The 18,992-nt window shown below is 41.4% G+C and carries 15 protein-coding genes; 11 read left to right on the top strand and 4 right to left on the bottom strand.

The window, feature by feature from the left end:
- Positions 1-7 precede the first annotated feature (7 nt).
- On the bottom strand, positions 8-685 hold the full coding sequence (trmD, locus tag DTA23_RS04830; protein WP_070561607.1) for a tRNA (guanosine(37)-N1)-methyltransferase TrmD: 678 nt from the start codon (positions 683-685) through the stop codon (positions 8-10).
- Positions 686-769: 84 nt separating this feature from the next.
- Here trmD and DTA23_RS04825 point away from each other — a divergent pair, with 84 nt between their 5' ends.
- Positions 770-2,401: an ABC-F family ATP-binding cassette domain-containing protein gene (locus DTA23_RS04825; RefSeq protein ID WP_046674822.1), complete on the top strand. Its 1,632-nt coding sequence runs from the start codon at positions 770-772 to the stop codon at positions 2,399-2,401.
- A gap of 40 nt (positions 2,402-2,441) precedes the next feature.
- On the opposite strand, the gene DTA23_RS04820 is transcribed toward DTA23_RS04825, so the two are convergent.
- Entirely contained in the window at positions 2,442-2,621 is a 180-nt protein-coding gene (locus DTA23_RS04820) for a hypothetical protein (RefSeq protein ID WP_070561606.1), read from the bottom strand.
- A gap of 180 nt (positions 2,622-2,801) precedes the next feature.
- Between DTA23_RS04820 and DTA23_RS04815 the strand changes: the two genes are divergently transcribed.
- The 8 genes from DTA23_RS04815 to DTA23_RS04785 all read left to right on the top strand — a co-directional run bounded on the left by DTA23_RS04815 (position 2,802) and on the right by DTA23_RS04785 (position 10,844).
- Positions 2,802-4,313 carry a gluconokinase gene (locus DTA23_RS04815; RefSeq protein WP_112373956.1) on the top strand — a complete coding sequence of 504 codons (1,512 nt, stop codon included), beginning with the start codon at positions 2,802-2,804 and terminating at the stop codon, positions 4,311-4,313.
- A gap of 16 nt (positions 4,314-4,329) precedes the next feature.
- Positions 4,330-5,652, top strand: a complete 1,323-nt coding sequence (locus DTA23_RS04810; protein ID WP_112373955.1) for a gluconate:H+ symporter — start codon at positions 4,330-4,332, stop codon at positions 5,650-5,652.
- A 288-nt stretch (positions 5,653-5,940) separates the two neighbouring features.
- Positions 5,941-7,425: a TPM domain-containing protein gene (locus DTA23_RS27045; RefSeq protein WP_172462317.1), complete on the top strand. Its 1,485-nt coding sequence runs from the start codon at positions 5,941-5,943 to the stop codon at positions 7,423-7,425.
- 179 nt (positions 7,426-7,604) lie between these two features.
- Entirely contained in the window at positions 7,605-8,189 is a 585-nt protein-coding gene (locus tag DTA23_RS04800) for a CDP-alcohol phosphatidyltransferase family protein (RefSeq protein WP_204990926.1), read from the top strand.
- Entirely contained in the window at positions 8,182-8,556 is a 375-nt protein-coding gene (locus DTA23_RS27040; protein WP_172462316.1) for a hypothetical protein, read from the top strand. The genes DTA23_RS04800 and DTA23_RS27040 overlap by 8 nt, the downstream gene beginning before the upstream one ends.
- Before the next feature lie 28 nt (positions 8,557-8,584).
- Complete coding sequence (locus tag DTA23_RS27035; RefSeq protein ID WP_172462315.1) at positions 8,585-9,013, top strand: phosphatidate cytidylyltransferase; 429 nt, start codon at positions 8,585-8,587, stop codon at positions 9,011-9,013.
- A gap of 50 nt (positions 9,014-9,063) precedes the next feature.
- Positions 9,064-10,092 carry a patatin-like phospholipase family protein gene (locus DTA23_RS04790; protein WP_112373953.1) on the top strand — a complete coding sequence of 343 codons (1,029 nt, stop codon included), beginning with the start codon at positions 9,064-9,066 and terminating at the stop codon, positions 10,090-10,092.
- The gene (locus tag DTA23_RS04785) at positions 10,089-10,844 is read left to right on the top strand and encodes an SDR family NAD(P)-dependent oxidoreductase (RefSeq protein ID WP_112373952.1); all 756 of its coding nucleotides are present in this window, start codon (positions 10,089-10,091) and stop codon (positions 10,842-10,844) included. Before DTA23_RS04790 ends, DTA23_RS04785 begins: the two co-directional genes overlap by 4 nt.
- A gap of 87 nt (positions 10,845-10,931) precedes the next feature.
- Here the strand turns inward: DTA23_RS04785 and DTA23_RS26880 are convergent, their stop codons facing one another.
- Positions 10,932-11,168 carry a hypothetical protein gene (locus DTA23_RS26880; RefSeq protein WP_146753009.1) on the bottom strand — a complete coding sequence of 79 codons (237 nt, stop codon included), beginning with the start codon at positions 11,166-11,168 and terminating at the stop codon, positions 10,932-10,934.
- A gap of 138 nt (positions 11,169-11,306) precedes the next feature.
- Here DTA23_RS26880 and DTA23_RS04780 point away from each other — a divergent pair, with 138 nt between their 5' ends.
- Positions 11,307-12,155 carry a hypothetical protein gene (locus DTA23_RS04780; protein ID WP_146753008.1) on the top strand — a complete coding sequence of 283 codons (849 nt, stop codon included), beginning with the start codon at positions 11,307-11,309 and terminating at the stop codon, positions 12,153-12,155.
- Positions 12,156-12,322: 167 nt separating this feature from the next.
- Complete coding sequence (locus tag DTA23_RS04775; protein WP_112373950.1) at positions 12,323-14,026, top strand: bifunctional alpha/beta hydrolase/class I SAM-dependent methyltransferase; 1,704 nt, start codon at positions 12,323-12,325, stop codon at positions 14,024-14,026.
- A 104-nt stretch (positions 14,027-14,130) separates the two neighbouring features.
- Here the strand turns inward: DTA23_RS04775 and DTA23_RS04770 are convergent, their stop codons facing one another.
- Complete coding sequence (locus DTA23_RS04770) at positions 14,131-18,975, bottom strand: DNA repair ATPase (protein WP_112373949.1); 4,845 nt, start codon at positions 18,973-18,975, stop codon at positions 14,131-14,133.
- Positions 18,976-18,992: the final 17 nt, after the last annotated feature.

Raw genomic sequence — 18,992 nt, 5'->3', positions numbered from 1 at the left:
TTATTTCTTAATCATTTAATAAATCAGGACGTCTTTCTTGTGTTCTTTTTAACTGTTGTTCATCTTTCCATGCAGCGATTTTTGCCTCATGACCACTAAGGAGAATATCAGGCACTTTGTGGCCTTTCCAGTCTGCAGGGCGTGTATAGATAGGTGCATCAAGTAATCCATCCTGAAAAGAATCTGAAAGCGCGGATGTTTCATCCGACAAAACTCCGGGAATCAGACGGATCACAGCATCTGTAACAATCGCCGCTGGAAGTTCACCTCCAGACAATACATAATCACCTACAGATATCTCCTTTGTTACATAAATATCACGGATACGTTGATCTATTCCCTTGTAATGCCCACAGAGAATCATCATATTTCCTTTTGTCGATAATCCGTTCGCAATATCCTGATTGAATGTTTCACCATCGGGAGTCATGTAAATGATCTCATCGTATTCCCGTTCAGACTGCAATTCCTCAATACACTTGGCAAAGGGTTCTATTTGAAGGACCATGCCCGATCCGCCCCCGTACGGATAATCATCGACACTTTTGTGTTTATTTGTTGAATAGTCTCTTAAATTATGGACATATATTTCAGCCAAGCCTTTGTTCTTTGCTCGTTGCAAAATAGAGTGTGCAAATGGACTTTCCAAGAGGTCAGGTAAGACCGTAATAATATCAAAACGCATGGGGCAAAGATACACAAAAATGCACCATTGTCTATTTATAAGATTGATTCGCTTATCTTTGTGCCAAAATTAAGTGTATATACAGTGATTGACGTAAATAATATTTCTGTTTCCTTTGGGGGAACAACTCTTTTTTCAGATGTATCCTTCTCCATCAATGAGAATGATAAGATCGCATTGATGGGTAAAAATGGCGCCGGTAAATCGACTTTATTGAAAATTATCGCTGGAGTGGGTAAACCTACTACAGGTAATGTTGCTGGTCCGAAAGATGCCATTATAGCCTATTTACCGCAACATTTGCTAACAGAGGATAACGTGACTGTTTTTGAGGAAACGTCAAAGGCTTTCGAAGAAGTCTATGGTATGCGTGATGAGTTGGAAAACCTGAATGAGCAATTAAATATCCGTACAGACTATGAGTCTGATGATTATATGCAATTGATCGAACGTGTATCCGAATTAAGCGAAAAGTTCTATTCAATTGAGGAAGTTAATTATGATGCAGAAGTTGAAAAGGTCTTGAAGGGACTCGGTTTTGAGCGTTCTGATTTTACAAGACAGACTTCTGAGTTTTCGGGTGGTTGGCGGATGCGTATCGAATTAGCTAAAATATTATTGAAGAAGCCGGATTTGATTTTATTGGATGAGCCAACCAACCACATGGATATCGAGAGTATTCAATGGCTGGAAGATTTCTTGGTCAATTCGGCTAAAGCAGTTATCGTTATTTCGCACGATAGGGCATTTGTCGACAATATCACCAATAGGACCATTGAGGTGACGATGGGACGGATTTATGATTATCGTGCCAAGTATAGTCATTACCTGGAATTACGTCAGGAGCGTCGCCAGCATCAGCTAAAAGCATATGAAGAGCAACAACGCTTTATTGCGGACAATCAGGAGTTTATTGATCGTTTCAGAGGAACCTATTCTAAAACATTGCAGGTACAATCACGTGTAAAGATGTTGGAGAAATTGGAAATCATCGAGATTGACGAAGTGGATACTTCCGCATTGCGTCTTAAGTTCCCACCATCTCCGCGTTCGGGTCAATATCCTGTTATTGTTGAGGATCTAACCAAAGCTTATGATGAACATGTTGTGTTTCAAAAAGCAAATATGGTTATCGAACGTGGTGAAAAGGTTGCTTTTGTCGGAAAGAACGGTGAGGGTAAATCTACCATGATCAAAGCAATTATGGGTGAGATCGATTTCGAAGGTACGTTAAAAGTTGGCCACAATGCAAAAATTGGCTATTTCGCACAGAATCAGGCAGCCTTACTTGATGGTGAAATGACTGTTTTTGATACCATTGATCAAATCGCAGTAGGCGATGTACGTGTTAAAATGAAAGATCTTTTGGGGGCTTTCATGTTTAGCGGCGATGATACAACTAAAAAGGTGAAAGTATTATCTGGAGGGGAGAGAACGCGTTTGGCGATGATAAAATTGTTGTTGGAACCGGTCAATGTATTGATTCTTGATGAGCCCACAAACCATTTGGATATGAAGACAAAGGACATTATCAAAGATGCTTTAAAAGATTTCGATGGTACATTGATCCTTGTTTCGCACGACCGTGACTTTTTGGATGGTTTGGCAGAGAAAGTCTTTGAATTCGGAAATAAACGTGTACGGGAGCATTTTGAAGATATTAAAGGTTTCTTGGAATACAAGAAGATGAGTAGCTTGAAAGATATTGAACGTTAGCATCTAGATAAACGTCGTGTAAAACCCGATAGGGGCTCAGTTATAAAAAGCGGCTTTTTGATATAAAAGCCGCTTTTTTGTGTTTTAAAAGAATATTAATCGAGCCTTCAAGCTTTTTTTCCTTAATCCCAAAGTGTGTGAAAGACACCTTCCCGATCAATACCATTACGCCGAGTCCAACTATTCCAAAATCGTAGTTATTCTTTTTGTCTATACTCATCGTTTAATACCATTTTTCTAAGTTGAAATTTACCATTTATGTTGATACTACGAAAGACAATTATCAGTAGATCGGTATGCGGCGATTTTCTCGCTCCAATTACTTTGCTGGTATTGAGCCTTTTGTTGTAAGCTAACAGATATTCCGTATATTGAACTTTCCTAAACATCAATTTTATTTATGATCATTGGATTAGACATTGGGACATCATCTGCGAAAGCTGTTGCATTTGACCACGCAGGTAACATCTTATCCCAGCATAGTATACCTTATCCTATAATAAACCCGTTGGAAGGGTGGTATGAGCAAGATCCGGAGATTGTTTATGGCGCATGTATTGATTCTATTATGCATGTCATGATTAGCTTAAGGCAATCTAGTGTGGAGATACCGAAACCTGTATGTATTTCGGTGAGCAGTGCTATGCACGGACTGATCGCTGTTGACTCGGCAGGACAGCCACTTAGCAATTGCATTATATGGGCAGATCGCAGAAGTGAGCATATTGCGGTTGCCTTGGAGGCAAGTGAGGCGGGCAGGTTGCTTTATCAGCAGACGGGTACACCAATACATCCCATGTCTTTGCTTTGCAAATTAATGTGGATAGGGGCCAATGATCAAAAATTATTTGCTCAATCGTACAAGTTTATCGGTATCAAAGAATTTCTTTTTTACCGGCTCTTTGGCGTGTATGTGGTCGATCATTCCATTGCATCTGCAACAGGGCTTTTCGACATACATCACCTAAGATGGTCTGATCAGGCGTTAAGCTTGGCGGGCATATCGGAAGAACAGCTAGCATCTCCAGTTCCGGTCAATTATATTTTAAATATGCCTAGCCGAGAAATTGCGGCCTTGATGCATATCCCTGAAGATACCCCTTTTGTTATAGGTGGTAGCGATGGTTGTTTGGCTAATCTCGGAGTAGGAGCTATACGTCCTGGAGTGGCTTCGGTAACTGTAGGTACCAGTGGAGCTATTCGCGTAGCAAGCTCGCAGGCAAATCAAGAAAAAAAACAAAGACTATTTACCTACCTACTGAGATCAAATGAATATATAATTGGTGGTGCGGTTAATAATGGCGGTGTATTACGCAACTGGTTTCGAGACAACTTTTTGAACGAATATACCCAAATGGAAGCAGATGGAGATCTTTCGGCGTCGTTAGATGCTTTGATCGGCTCCGTCGTTCCGGGGGCAGAGGGCTTGATATTCTTGCCCTATTTAACTGGTGAACGGGCACCACATTGGAATTCCAATGCTAAAGGTGTTTATTTTGGAATACAGTTGCATCATGGCAGGGCGCACTTTGCACGTGCCATGATGGAAGGGATGTTGTTTGCAATTTACAGTGTAGGAATCGCGTTAGAGGAGAACACCGGTCCCATTCATACGATCTTTGCAAGCGGCGGCTTGGCGCGGTCATCGTTGTTCGTGCAGATGCTTGCAGACATTTTCAATAAACCTGTATTCACCAAAAATACAGTAGAAAGCTCTGCATGGGGAGCAGCATTGATAGGCTTGGAAGCCTTGGGTATTCAGGGATGTGAGCCTACTATAAAAAACAAACAAGCGGAAGGAGAGCAAGAGACCGAGCATTATTATAAACCGAGTGCGGAGAATCACGCTGTATATATGAAAAACTTCCGGAAATTTGAACGCCTGTACCATATATTGGAAGGTGAGTTTTAAGTAAATATAAATTATTATGCCTCTAATCATCGTTATTTTGGGAGTAGCTTTACTACTTCTTTTAGTTACCGTCGTCAGGTTAAACACGATCTTTTCATTACTGATAACCTCTGTTGCGGTCGGTTTTGCTATGAATATGAGTGCCGTCGACATCCTTAAATCTGTTGAAAACGGAGTGAGTACCACTATGGGCCAGTTGGCACTATTGTTGGCTTTCGGGTCTTTACTGGGAAAATTGATGGCGGAGGGTGGTGCTGCAGAAAAGATTACAACGGTACTAACGGCTGTATTTGGCAAAAAGAACTTACCTTGGGCAATGGTTCTCACGGGCTTTTTAGTAGGAATTCCCTTATTTTACAATGTCGGTTTTATCGTCTTAGTACCATTCGTTTTCATGGTATGTGTTTCCAATAAAATGCCTTTGCTTTACATAGCCATTCCGTTGCTGGCAGCGCTGTCCGTGACACATGGTTATTTGCCACCGCATCCGGGAGCTACGGCCATAGCGCTTAACTACAAAGCGGATATCGGTTTAACAATGGTCTATGGCATTGTTGTGGCAATTCCTGCCATCATTATCGGTGGGCCGCTCTTTGGCAGGATGCTTAAGCGTATTCCGACCAATCCACCGACCGAGTTTTTTCCGGAACACAATCAAGCGGATAGGAAGGAGCTTCCCGGGTTTGCAATTAGTATATTTACGGGGCTTTTTCCAATAATTTTAATTGCTTTTGGTTCATTTTCCCATCTAATGTTTCCAGAAGGCTCCTCTTGGCTGAAGGCACTGCGTTTCTTGGGTGACCCAGTGGTGGCTTTAATGATTGCATCGCTAATGGCGATGTACACAATGGGTATCCGCCAAGGTAAAAGTTTGCGGGAGCAATCAGAAAGTGTGGAAGAAGCAATCCGCGGGATAATGATGATCCTTTTTATCATTGCGGCATCAGGCGCCTTTAAGCAAATTTTGGTAGACAGTGGTGTAGCGAACTACATCGCTGACCTAACCGCAGACCTGAGCTTGTCGCCTCTTGTGCTTGCATGGTTAATAGCCGGTATCATTCGCCTAGTTATCGGTTCGGCTAGTGTTGCTGGGCTCACGGCAGCGGGCATTATGCTTCCCATTGTGCAGGCAGGAAAGGTTACTCCTGAATTAATGGTGCTAGCGACGGGAGCGGGTAGTCTTATGTTCTCACACGTCAACGATCCTGGGTTTTGGATGTTTAAATCTTATTTTGGAGTGAGCATGAAGGATACGTTTCGCTCATGGACGGTGATGGAAACGCTCGTTTCTGTTGTTGGATTGATTGGCGTCTTGATTTTACATTGGCTTGGTCATTGACAGCGAATGGGAAAGTTTCCTATTGTCATACATCTTTAGTTAATAATCTTGCCTTTCTAAGCATTGCTTCTTTATAAACAACATAAACAGGATCATGTACTGTCCCTGTAGCTCAACAAAATGATGATATGAAGTAATCGTAAGGATGTATAGTAATAGCTCAAACGAATATTGAATTATACAGGCCCATAATCGGTTGATTATGGGCTTTTTTTTGACGGAAACCTTTGTTTGATTTTTTTTTCTTAATATCGTGACAATGAACCAAATTTTTGTTGTTCTAAAATTATGTGGAGATTACACCGATTTTATATACTTTGCTCAATCCTGTTGGTAAGCTGCCTATCTGGGTTACCTTCTTTTGGACAATCAATTGCTTATACAGTAGACAATTTGCCCAGTCCAAAAATAAAGGGGCAGGATTATTTTGTGTCCAATCCTGATGGGATTCTATCCTCAGGTACAGTGGCGGAATTAGATGGTTTATCGACGCAGATTGAGGCTACTACAAAAAGTGAATTTGCCATCGTTGTTGTGAACGATTACGTTGGCGACAGTGATTTCGAATTTGCTTTAAAATTATTCAATGCCTGGGGGATCGGTAAGAAGGAAAGTAACAATGGGCTTTTGTTGTTTATTGCTAAAGACCGCCATGAATACCGTTTTCTCACTGGGTATGGTATGGAAAGTATTTTGCCCGACGCTTATTTAAAGCGCATTGGCGAAAAATATCTCGTACCTAATTTTAGGAATGAGGATTACGACCGGGGTGTTATGGAGGCTTCAGAATTTATAAAGACCATTCTCACCTCACCGGATAGTAAAGCCGAGCTGGAACGCTTAATGCCAGAGGCAACACCTGTCTGGAGCTTTAAAAGTCCAATCCTGCGAAATTCACTGTTGGTTTTAGGTTTGTTTGCAATCTGTTATATCTGGTTGGGTGAAGTGACCCGAGCGATCAAAGGGAAGTTGACCAAAAAAAGTAAATATTTCCCGCCTTTAGTCAGTGGATGCGGCTGTATGGGGATAGTAATGTTTATCTCGGTGTTTATCTGTGCATTTGCCCTCAATAATTTTGAGGAGGTCTATCAGTGGAAAAATTTACCTTATTTTATTGGTGTTTTTGGTAGTATCACCTTGGCGATGAAGTATAATGCAAGCCGCACGCAAATTGTCAATTCTTATCAGGACGAAGAAAATATACAAAAAGCTTTGCGCAAATTTCGTGTCTGGGGCTTAGTTCCGCTATTGCTTAGTCCATTGGCGCTATTTGATCTAATTGGATTGAATAAACGCATTCGGAAGAATCAACTTCGATTGGCTCCTCCAGATCAATCTGGACGTTGGTTGCGCATGAATAAGGATGATGTGTCTACCCGAGAAAGTGCATACCTGGATAAGGGGCAGCTTTTGGAGGAAAAAATCGGTAGTCGTTCGTACGAAATATGGATAGATCAGACGACCAATGAAACAAAGCTGGTTCCCTGGGATGAAAATGTTGGGTTCAGTGATTGTCCTGCATGTCATTACAGAACTTTTGAGACCGGGCGTACCAAGACGATACGTGCAGCAACGTATAGTTCGCAGGGATTGGAAGAACGCTTTGACTTATGCAAGAACTGTGGCCATCGGGTATCCCATGGTGAACATTCAACTCCAGTTAAAGTGCGCTCAACATCGAGTAGCTCTGGCGGAGGATCGAGTAGTAGTGGCGGTGGTGGTAGTTTTGGTGGCGGATCTTCTGGTGGCGGTGGTGCAGGCGGAAGATGGTAATCCGTAATTTAGGGCAAAAAAAAGGTTTCCAAACGGGGAGAATGAAAACCTTAAATAACCAATTATAAACCTAAATTATGATGATACAAATATAGTGTATTTATTACACTATGCAAATTTTTTTTAAAAAAAAATAAAAAATAAGTTACAGCTAGCGCTATATGATTTCTGTTTATAAATTGAAACCAAAATTTCAGCAGTTGCTGATGCCGATCTTGAACTTTTTGCATCAAAGGAAGATAACGGCCAATCAAATTACAATTGGATCGATCGTATTCTCGTTGATTATTGCTTTGTTTTTTTGGTATGCTGATCGTTTCCCGATTTTCTTTTTGGTCCTGCCAATCGGATTGTTATTACGCATGGCCTTGAATGCCTTAGACGGTATGATGGCGAGGCTTTTTAATCAGACAAGCAAGACCGGAGAGGTTTTGAACGAAGTCGGAGATATTGTTTCGGATGTCGTGCTATTTTTTCCTTTGTTGAAGTTTCATCCGGAAAGCGTGTATCCAATCGTCGCTTTTATTGTCTTGAGTGTTGTGAATGAATTTTGTGGATTGATAGGGAAGGTAATTGCCAATGATCGTCGTTACGATGGGCCGATGGGCAAAAGTGATCGTGCTTTGCTGTTGGGCGTATATGGAATTTTAGCATTATTGCATATTTCTATCGTTGCTATTTCGGGCTATATTTTTGGCGTTTTGTGCTTACTCTTACTTTTGAGTTCGGTAACTCGATTGAGAAAGGCTTTGGCGCATGGCTGATGCCAATGGCAAGTTTGCAGATGTTCCTGTTCGTGTTAGAAGCTGGGGTTACATTGTCTTGGTGCTGGCGGTTGCTTTCGTCCCACCAACATTATCACCTTTGTTTGTTGCCTGGATAACCTTTCAAGGGATGTGCGAGTTTGCGCGTATGTTTATCCCTGAATGGAAGGCGAATCCATTTGTATTTCTTTCCATGGCAATGTTGCAAGCGTTGCTTCTGTACTTTTGTTCCTATCAAGAATATTTAGTGTTGGCCAGCTTCATGTGTTTGGGGACTGCTTTATTTTTCAACTATGGTTTAAAGGTTAAGAAGGGAACTGTGTTTGGACTGTTTTTTGGCGCCGTAGCTTGTTTGCTTGCCCTTTAGCCATTTAGCTTTTATCCGATCCATTAAAATGGATGGCATCGCGTTCCTAGGACTAAAATTAATCGGATATATTGTTGTGTTAACGGAACTGAATGACGTCTTTCAATACCTGATGGGCAAGTTTTTTGGCAAACGTAAAATCGTTCCGCGTATTAGCCCAAATAAGACAATTGCGGGATGTGTGGGCGGTATCGGCTTAACAATTATACTGAGTAATTTATTGGGGTATTTCCTACTGCCTTTTCAGAATTTTCTATACTTTTCGTTGTTCGGTTTGTTCTTCGGTATTTTGGGATTCTGGGGAGATGTTCTTTTTTCCTATCTGAAAAGAAAGGCAGGAGTGAAAGATACTGGAACATTGATTCCCGGGCATGGTGGCTTATTGGACCGTATCGATAGTCTGATCTTCAATGCACCACTGTTTTATGCTTTGATTATCCTGTTGTTGGGGAATTAATAAAATTTGACGAATGTAGTGGAGAGAAGGTTAATTAAAATTTCAATGTGATGGCTTATCAACGTGCTGTTTTATTTTCAGGGGGTGGAACGCGGTTCAGTCTATATCTGGGCATGTACGCTGCGTTAGATGAGCTGGGCTTAAAACCAGATCTGCTTATAGCGAGCTGCGGAGGTTCAATGGCAGTCGCTGTTATACAGGCCTTTGCTACACATGAAGCCCGCAAGTGCTATCTACAATCTGAAGAACTTTATCGATTTTTCTTGCATCATCGGCTCACTGAACAGCGTCGTTTGGGGAAGCTGGGCGTGTATGTTTTGAAAAAACAGCTGAACAAAAAACGGGCGCCCTTTATCGAGGATGTCTTTAGTCGCTATCTCGTAGATATGGAACAGGATCTTTCCTTACTATTGCCTACCTTGGATAGACCATTCTCGGCAGCAATACCGGCACTGGTGGTCGGCGCTAAAATGCTGTTCAGCCCGTCTGAAGTAGGGCAGCGGCGTGGAGATCGGAAACTCTATCAAAAAATGCTGATGGGAACTAAGGATGTATTGGCCAATGTGCCTGTTGAGGCAATAGGCATTGCGGATGAGAATTATGTGCACAGTGCAGTGGCTGAAGAAGTTCATTTGAGCGCTGAATTTTCTGTGCTACAGGCGGCCCGTATTTCAATGTCCGATATGTTTTATATTGAACATGTATGTTCCAATAATACTCATTACGCTGGTGGAGCAATTGATCTCGTTCCAATGGAGCTAGCAAATGTGCTTGCTGAAAACATTATATGTGAGCGAAAACAACCTTACAGACCACAAGAAGAAGCGTTGGTACGGGCAGTATTGGGCTTTAGTGGAAATAAACGGTTAGCAGATTTGGAACAACATTTTCCGTATGCACATTGGATAGATACACAGGATGCCGCGAAACAATTAGCTGGGAAATACTGTAAAAAAGGAATTGATTGGCGTAAATTTGAAGTTACGCTTTCTTTCCCGAGAGATCTGGAAGAATTTGCTGAAGCGATGGAAGCGCAATGGAACTATGGCTATGAGGTGACATTAAAATCATTGAAATGAAAGTATTTATTGCCGGTGGCACAAGTGGAATAGGCCTTGCGTTGGCCAAGCGTTATCTTGATCAAGGAGCAGAGGTAGCGGTATGTGGACGTGATCTAACGAAAATGTCAGCATATTCCTGGACGCATAGCCTTAAAAGTTTTGAAGTAGACGTATGTCAATTAAACAGTCTGCAGGGTACGGTCAGCACATTTTGTGCACATTCATCTTTGGACCTCTTTATTAATTGTACCGGGAGTTACGCAGATGACGTTGCTCAACAGATAAGTTATCAGGAGGCGGTTGCCATGCTACAGGTGAATATGATGGGTACGATAAATTGTTTTGAAGCGGCAAGAATGGTTATGCAGGGTCAATCGGAAGGACAGATTGCAATCGTCGCATCGGTATCGGGAACGCTTCATTTTCCCAATTCAAGCCTATATAGTAAGACCAAGCGTGTTGCAATCCAAGTGGCAGATGCCTATCGTAGGGCACTCCAGCCGTATGGAATTGCGGTTACTGTTATCGCCCCGGGATATGTGGATACGGAAAAGCTAAGAACACTCAACAAGCAAGATTTGTCTAAAAAGCCATTTTTAATCCCCGTAGGCGATGCGGCACAGCGTATAATGGCAGCTATCGAACAGAAGAAGAAGCAAGTAGTGTTTCCGAAGCGTATGAAGTGGTTAATGGCATCGCTGGGACTACTTCCAAATATCGTATTGAATAAAATTATGTCGAGGAAGGCCAAATGGATGAAAAACGACTGAAAAATGGGGGACTGCAATTTGCTGTTTTCCTTTATTGTGCGCTATTTTCCAGGTGACTTATTCTGCTGCTGCGGTCCATGCTGCAAATCAGACTACTGTATCTTCGTTTGTGTTTCCTTTTGAACACTTTATGCGTTCGTTTCTTGGATGATTATCCCCTACATGAGCAGTGGTTTGTTCTTCGCTGTGGTTCCTTTCTGTTGTCGAAGTCGAGAAGAGCTTTGGGTCTATACGAAGCGTTTCAGTTTCATTACCATCTTCTCTATTTGTTGTTTTTTTATTTTTCCCTTGCGATTTTCTTTTGATAGGCCTAGCGTTGAGCATTCAGTTTTTGAATTTTTCTTCGCCTTTTTAGGGAAGTACGATTCCCCATTTAATCAAGCACCTTCGTTGCATGTGGCCTATGCATGTCTGTTTTGGTCGGTGCTCGGTAGGCAGCTAAAAGGATGGAAAAAAGAGGCTGTGAGAATTTGGCTGCTGCTCACGGGGATTGCTACACTCACCGTTTATCAGCACCATCTGGTGGATGTGCTGACCGCATTGATTTTGGTTCATATGGGATTCGTTCTATTCCCATCTCCATCGGGACTGCTTCATGACAGTGCATTATCTATGTTAAAGGCCGGGAATTTGCCCTTTTTGGCTGGTACCGAAAAGGCAAATTTATACGAAAAGACGAAATTAGACCTCGAAGCGGAGATTTGTCGTAGAAACCAAAGAATTGGTAACGTTTACTATGCCATTGGCTGGAGTTTATTGTTACTGGCATTGTGGGGCGGAGTTCATGCTTTTGGAATATATCTTTTGTGTTGGCCATCCCTGGTCTGCATTGCGGTAGGAAGGAATTATGTTATCAATAATCCAAGGTTTCTAAAAAATGATAAAGGTTGGATACCTGGATTTAAAAAATGGTTTTATTGTCCATATCAATGCATATATTGGTTACTGTGGCGTTTTGTCAGACGCAGCAATAATCCGCCTTTATTTGAAATTTTACCAGGTTGTTATGTGGGGCCGAGGATGACTGCAGGAGATCTCCGTGTGCTTGGTCTGAATAAGCATCTGGTTGTTTTTGATCTGGCTGCTGAATTGGAAGAAATACCTATTCTACATTTGGAGAAAAACTATCATTCGTTTCCATTGTTGGATATAGCAGCAATTAAATTGTCGGATGCCGAAAGGATATTGGCAGCGCTCGTAATCAGTTATCAACAATTGAAGCGAGGTGAAAATATGATTATACATTGTACAATGGGTTACAGCAGGAGTATGATTTTTGCTGTTCTATTGTCACAAAAATATTATCTTTAGATTTAATGGATGCTATAGATCGTGTTAAATCTCATAATAAGCATCTTGTATTGCATAAACATGCACTTGAGTTGATGGAGGTGCTGGTCGAGAGAAATAGCTAGACGGTCCTTTGCATGATCTTTGTTATGAAATATACTATTTGAAATTAGTACGTAAAATTATACATGAAATCAGGTTACTTCAAGAGTTTTGATCAAGGGGAGTTATTATATCGCGTTTGGAATTATCAGGCCGGACAGCGGGCATTGGTCGTACTGCACCGGGGGCATGAGCATTCGGAACGTCTGCAGGAGATGGCTACGGATCCCCAGTTTGCCGATCATTCCATCTTTGCATTTGATTTGCGCGGACATGGTTATACGAAAGAACCAGTTTCACCGATCTTTATGGATTATGTACGGGATTTAGATAGTTTCGTTCATTATATAGGCCACGAATATTTGGTTGATTCGAAAGACATTTTCGTTATCGCCAATAGTATTGCAGGAGTTGTTGTCAGTGCCTGGGTACATGATTTTGCGCCTAAAGTCGCAGGTATCGCATTGTTGGCACCTGCATTTGAAATTAAATTATATGTGCCCTTGGCAAATCAGATGATTGCTTTGGGAACAAAGCTAAAAAAAGATCTGATTATCCAGAGTTATGTCAAATCTAAGGTGTTGACTCACGATATCGATCAGCAGAAGTCTTACGATGCCGATCCGTTGATTTCCAAATCTATCAATGGTGCTTTGTTGGTTGATCTATTAAAAGCTGGCGAGCGTATTGTTGAAGACGCTGCGGCGATTGATATCCCTGTGATTGTCCTTTCTGCTGAAAAAGATTATGTGGTCAAAAATTCGGTGCAGAAAAAATTCTTTGTGACAATAGCTTCAAAGTTGAAGACTTTTATCACTTTACGTAATTTCTACCACGGGATTCTATTTGAAACAAATCGGCAGAAAGTTTATCACTATCTGCGAAATTTTATCGACAAAGCCTATGCCCGACAAAGTCCTGAACTGACGCTCGAACCCGATGATTTTTCGGTGAAAGAGTATGAACAATTATACCATAAATTACTTCCTGCAGGTGAAAAATTGAACTATGCGGTTCAGAAATGGGCATTGGGCAAAATAGGTTCCTTAAGTAAAGGAATGAATTTAGGACTGCAGTTTGGATTTGATTCGGGGATATCGCTGGACTACGTCTATCGCAATGAATCGCAGGGTAAAAATCGGTTCGGTCGTATCCTCGACCGAGGTTATCTGGAGGCGATTGGATGGAAAGGAATTCGCATTCGAAAACAGCACTTATTACAGTTATTGGAAGAGAATATCGCGAAGGTCAAAGCTGCTGGAAAGACCGTGAAGATATTGGATATTGCAGGTGGCACCGGCAATTACTTATTTGATATCAAAGCGAAATATTCCGAAGCCGAAATCGTGATTAATGAATTCCTGTTGTCCAATATTGAGGTGGGAGAGAGGATTATCCGTAGAAATGGATTGCAGGGGATACGATTTACCAATTACGATTGTTTTGATCCAGCTACCTATTCCAAACTGGAATTCGAGCCTAATATTGTTATTATCTCAGGTATTTTTGAACTTTTTGGTGACAATGAAATGGCAAGTAGGGCTGTAAAAGGCGCAATTTCGATTTGCGAATCAAGCAGTCATTTGGTTTATACTGGACAGCCATGGCATCCACAGTTAAAGATGATTGCTTACGTGTTAAACAGTCATCAGAAAAAGGACTGGGTGATGCGTCGTCGTTCGCAGAAAGAATTAGATCGTCTGATGGCGTACAATGGAGTTGTTAAGGAACGTATGCTGATCGATGACTTTGGCATATTTACGGTGTCTTCAGGGACGGTAAATGGGTAGCCATTCCGCTATTCTTAGCAGTGAAAAGTTATGTCTTTGTTTAGGGTAATGATTATTCCAGCTGACGCTTCCAATTACGTCAGCTGGAATAATCAGGACGAATATTAATTCCTATAAGCACGGATAGCTTGTATGATACCCTCTAGGTTTTCATTAAAGTCCTGCATTTGTGCAAAGACCTTATCATCTTTGGCAAGTCCACCATGTTTATTGTTCTTGCGGAATATTTCTTTGATGTGTTCCCACCGTTCTTGTTCCACTGTATTGATTAATCCAGCAAGTTCTTTCAATTTTAAAAGATTACTTTCCGTATCGGCAGTAAGGGTTTGTGACTCACTTTCATAATGTGCGAGGAGAACTTGATCGATTTCCTGTTCGTTCATCATCGGCACAACTTGTGCGACGAGCTTACTCATATTCCGATAAGACCCTTGCAGTTTGAACGGCGGTTCTGTTCGGTAATTGTCCTGCATGGCCGCACTTTGAATATAATTTTGGTTGACCTTGATGACAACGTTTCTGATCTTTAACACATGTTTTAATACCGTGATAAAATCATCGATATCTTGCTTCAGGTAATTGCCTTCTAAATCGGGAAGTTGATCTACAACCGATTGTGCATAGTTCACTAAAGCATAGAAATCGTTGAAGGATTTGCTTGCTATTTTTTCAAGGTAGCTGTTTTCAATTGCCGCATTTTCAATTAAGCTGAGATTGAAAAGTGCTTCGGTATCACCGATCACATCCCCAAGATTGTATACATCCGCACGGTTGGCCAACATATCTGGAATCTGAAATTTGGATCCGCTTTCGGTGTAAGGGTTTCCTGCCATTACGATGCAGAATCTTTTCCCACGCAAATCGTATGTTTTACTCTCACCTTCAAAAATACCGTCGATCTTACGTTGCCCATCAGCCAATGAAATGAATTTCTGAAGGAATTCGGGATTCAAATGTTGGATATCATCGAGGTAAAGCATCACATTATCGGCCATTTCGAAAGCAAGATTGATCTTCTTAAGTTCCTCACGTTCACCAGAGGTTTTCGCTTCCACAGGATCTATTGAAGTAATGGAATGCCCTATTGTAGGTCCATTGATTTTCACAAAATGTAATCCCATGGTTTTCGCGAGGTATTCCATTAATGTTGTCTTTCCGTAACCTGGCGGAGAAATGAGGAGAAGCATACCCATCCTGGCGGTACGTTTATTGTCGCCAGCTGCCCCCAGCTGTTTGGCCAAATTATTTCCGATCAATGGGAAGTAAACTTCGTTGATCAACTTATTTCGGACAAAAGATGTTAGGACTTTTGGTTCAAATTCTCCGATTTTCAGCTCCTTGGCGTATGTTTTTCCGAGCTGCTCCTTCAAAGAAGCGAATTCTTGAAAACGAGGAACATTCCATTCGGCAAAAGTCTTCAATCTACGCAGAAATTGATGGTATTGAATCTGCTCTTCTCCATTGTTCAAGATCGCGTGATTTCCCTTTAATCCCTGGATGAGTGCATTGTCTTTGGCGATGATCAATTGGTATTCATCCTTCGGATAAAGAAGCGTGACTGCAGTTTCCTCCACGTACTTTTGGAAATCCTGGTAATCGTCGTTCTCGTCGATAAAAGAATTTAGCCAATTTAAGGTCAAATAGAAGCGGTCTACGAGACTAAATTGTGTATGCTGAATATCTGCTTCAAAGAGTTTAAAACTCTTTTTGTTTTCCAATAGCCGGATGAAAGCCTTTTTAAGTTCATCCGATTGCTCACTGACGACAAACTTGCTGTAGCTTGTGAACGTCTGGAAGAGATAGCTCGCGACGTCCTCCGCATGAAATGTCGAACGATCCAAATGGGTGTCCCAATTGATGAATAATTTTGTGAGTTCGTCCACGACAGATTGGTAGCGTGTGGAATTTGGAAATGCTTTTAATACCGAATGTGTAGATTGAATCAACGCTTTCTGTTTTTCCTGCTCGTCTTGCGCAAGTGAATGCCAAAACAATTGTGCCATAGCACGCAAATGAGCATCGTAACGTAAAAGATCAAGCTTGCTATCTAGCTGTTTGATGGTATCATAGATTACCAAGGCATCAAAGTTATGCACTCCTTTGACATAACCTTCCGAATAACTTTGCTCGACAGTCTGATTGATAAACAGGTTGGCATCAAAATCTAACTGTCCTTTGGAAGCAAGGAATGTTTTATAGGCGAGATATTCAGCCCGATATACGTCCTTGTTTTCGGAAATCAGTTCCTGATCCCAAATATCGCTAAAGTTTTCGATCTCGGATCCTTTGACTTTTTGATAGAAGCTCGTTCCGGTAAGATGGAAGAATAGTTCGTCATTTTTGCGTACGAGTGTTAAACTGAGTGACTGACTATTGACGGCAAATTTATGCTTGCCAAGCGCAATAATGTTCTCTCCATCTACAAAAAGATCATTCTTGTCACGTAAAATGCGTAATGCATCCTCCTGAGATTTTTTGAGCAGGTTTTCAAGATTTTCGGCTTTTGAAACGTCACTGAGCGTTTTCAGTTCTTGCACAAGCTGTCTGATTTTGTCAATCATCAAATCTGAAGCAAAGAAACTTAGGATTTCCTCACGCGTTGCAAATGTCTTTGATTTGTTTTCGATATTCTTTAATACGCGAAGTCCAATTTGCTCGAGTGAAGAGCTACGTTTGTTGATCTGTTCAACGATTTGCTCTCTGCGGGAATTAAATGCTTTGATGATTTCATCGCGTTTATCTGCTATTTTCAGGGCGAAGTCCTCAAATTCTGAAAACTTACTTTCGAGTTCTTCCAGTTGGACAATGACCTTGGTATAATACTCGTCTACTTTTTCAGTTGTCGTAGAGAGTTCAAGGTAGTTGGTGACAGACTGTTCCAGCAGAGTAAGTTGGGCAGAAAATTCCGCAATGGCTTCCGTACTTTTTAATGAATTGAGTTTGCGCGTAAGCTGCGCCCGGACCTCATTCAAAGAAGAGAAAATAACGGCTATCTTTTCGATGATTTTGGTGGTCTGGGTGGAGTCGTCGATTTTTAAACTGTTTAGAATATCGATCAACAGCTCCAATTCACTCGATATAGTCGAATTGGCCTTCTCAATCGCTTTGGCGTCATAGACTTTGACAATTGCAGCAACATTGTTTTTCTGCTGCTCCACTTTCTGCTCATAGGGTTGTAAAGCCTCGTCGCGGAGCAAGAAAGCAATTGTCTTTTCGGCAAGTTCGGTGGTGATTGACTGCAGCTTCTCGAGTAAAGCATCGATACGGACTATATCAATATATCTGACATTTTTGAGGTCAATGATTTCGCCCTGTAAACGTCGTGAATCTGCCAATTGATGAACAAGTTGGTCAAGCTTTTCGACTACTGTACTATTGATGTAAAAGGTAAGCTCTTCCATTTTCTTCTCGGCAGTGCTATTGAGCTCTGTAGCGTATTTACGTTGGGCTTGGACCTTAACAAATTCGTCAATTGCCGTATTGGCGACCTCCTTGATCTGAGCCAACGGCTGACCAAGGTTGGACAAGGCTTCATCCTTTATCCAAAAATAAGAGTCAAGAAGGACAGTCGATTTTTTGAGTATATCCTCGTAAAGACCTTCATAACTGTCTTCTTTGTTGATGAGCTGTATGACTTCTTGTGCCTCGGCCATGGCCTGTACGATCTGTTTATTACCAACCTTATAAAGTGGGTCGTCTTTTTTTAACTCATTTTCTTTGAGCACGGCCATGTAAGGGGTTTCCCAGATCTGAACCTGATGATGCCTTGTTGCTTCGGCCTCTGTATGGAAGTAAATTAAACTGCCGTCTTTAAAAAGTGTGAATCCATTGCAGATGATCGGCGTTTCGACATGCTGCTGAATGATGTTATAAGACAGTAAGATGTAGGTATTCGTTTCCTCCTGACAAAAGATATAGAGAAAGTCTTCACCGTTTGGTGATGTGATGCGTCTAAGGAAACTAACCCGGTCAAACTGGACGTCAAAGATTTTATGGGTGCCATTCTGCAGGTAGTATCCGTTAGAAAAAATGATTCCTTGATTATCGGGTAGTAAAATGGCTGATTCATTCAGGGATTTAAGATTCACCACTTCTTTTGTCCGTTGATTAAAGACAAATGCACGGAAATCTTCTTGATACGGTTTGATGCGAACGGCAATCAAATTGCCAAGGTCTGCATAGTAGTAATCCGCATCATCCAATTGTTGGTCGGCGTTTGAAACTTTTTCAGAGAAGATTCCTTTCCCTGTATCGGTGTTATTTTCAATTTTGAAAGTAATATCGCCATTGATCGCTTCTATAAAGATCTTATCCTTAATGGATATGTGTGGGTGTTTTCCGAGGCGACGGTCTTCCAAGGTTGTTTTTGTCCATTCAAATTCAAATTGGTTGGGCAATTTGACTTCGTGGATGCTGCGGTCATCCTGATATTGGAGCTTTCCGTCTTTAATCAACCACTTGAATGCCTTCAGGTCAGCAGGATTTTTGCTGGTCTGAAAGATCATATAAAGATAGTTTTCCGTACGTCGAAACTTGGAAAAGATCGAGTCGCGATAGTATTTGTATAAATTTTGATAATCGCCAATGAAATTAGGATCATTGATCAGATCGAGTGATTGTGGGATAAACTGATTGTTTTCGAACGTATATACACTGAAAACATCTTCGAGTTTAATTTCGGTACGTAACCCAAAATGGACATTATAACCAAATATACATAGCTTGTCCAGGGCCAAAATACCGCGAGCAACACAGTTATTTTCTGTCGTGATCCGTTGATTGGCTTTGAGTATAAAACTTGTCGCATTAAATACTTCCTTGCGGGCATTATTTAGTTGCTGGAGTTTGATAGAAAGCTCTTCCTTTTGTGTAAGGAGCCGCTTTCGAATAACCTCGTATGCACCTTGATCAAGGGAGTCGTTCTGATTTATTACGTTTTCTTCTGGCATAAAATGAGCTTTCTCGA

Origin of the sequence: Sphingobacterium multivorum, assembly GCF_900457465.1 — a bacterium.
Classification (GTDB): Bacteria; Bacteroidota; Bacteroidia; order Sphingobacteriales; family Sphingobacteriaceae; genus Sphingobacterium; species Sphingobacterium multivorum.
Note: the sequence above shows the minus strand (reverse complement) of the source record. Positions and strands in the feature narration are given on the sequence as shown.

Coding starts and splice junctions, on each gene's coding strand:
- DTA23_RS04815 (WP_112373956.1), top strand. CDS start 2,802: ATGATCATTGGATTAGACATTGGGACATCATCTGCGAAAGCTGTTGCA.
- DTA23_RS04770 (WP_112373949.1), bottom strand. CDS start 18,975: ATGCCAGAAGAAAACGTAATAAATCAGAACGACTCCCTTGATCAAGGT.
- DTA23_RS04775 (WP_112373950.1), top strand. CDS start 12,323: ATGAAATCAGGTTACTTCAAGAGTTTTGATCAAGGGGAGTTATTATAT.
- DTA23_RS27035 (WP_172462315.1), top strand. CDS start 8,585: ATGGATGGCATCGCGTTCCTAGGACTAAAATTAATCGGATATATTGTT.
- DTA23_RS04790 (WP_112373953.1), top strand. CDS start 9,064: ATGGCTTATCAACGTGCTGTTTTATTTTCAGGGGGTGGAACGCGGTTC.
- DTA23_RS27045 (WP_172462317.1), top strand. CDS start 5,941: ATGTGGAGATTACACCGATTTTATATACTTTGCTCAATCCTGTTGGTA.
- DTA23_RS04820 (WP_070561606.1), bottom strand. CDS start 2,621: ATGAGTATAGACAAAAAGAATAACTACGATTTTGGAATAGTTGGACTC.
- DTA23_RS04810 (WP_112373955.1), top strand. CDS start 4,330: ATGCCTCTAATCATCGTTATTTTGGGAGTAGCTTTACTACTTCTTTTA.
- DTA23_RS27040 (WP_172462316.1), top strand. CDS start 8,182: ATGGCTGATGCCAATGGCAAGTTTGCAGATGTTCCTGTTCGTGTTAGA.
- trmD (WP_070561607.1), bottom strand. CDS start 685: ATGCGTTTTGATATTATTACGGTCTTACCTGACCTCTTGGAAAGTCCA.
- DTA23_RS26880 (WP_146753009.1), bottom strand. CDS start 11,168: ATGCTCAACGCTAGGCCTATCAAAAGAAAATCGCAAGGGAAAAATAAA.
- DTA23_RS04785 (WP_112373952.1), top strand. CDS start 10,089: ATGAAAGTATTTATTGCCGGTGGCACAAGTGGAATAGGCCTTGCGTTG.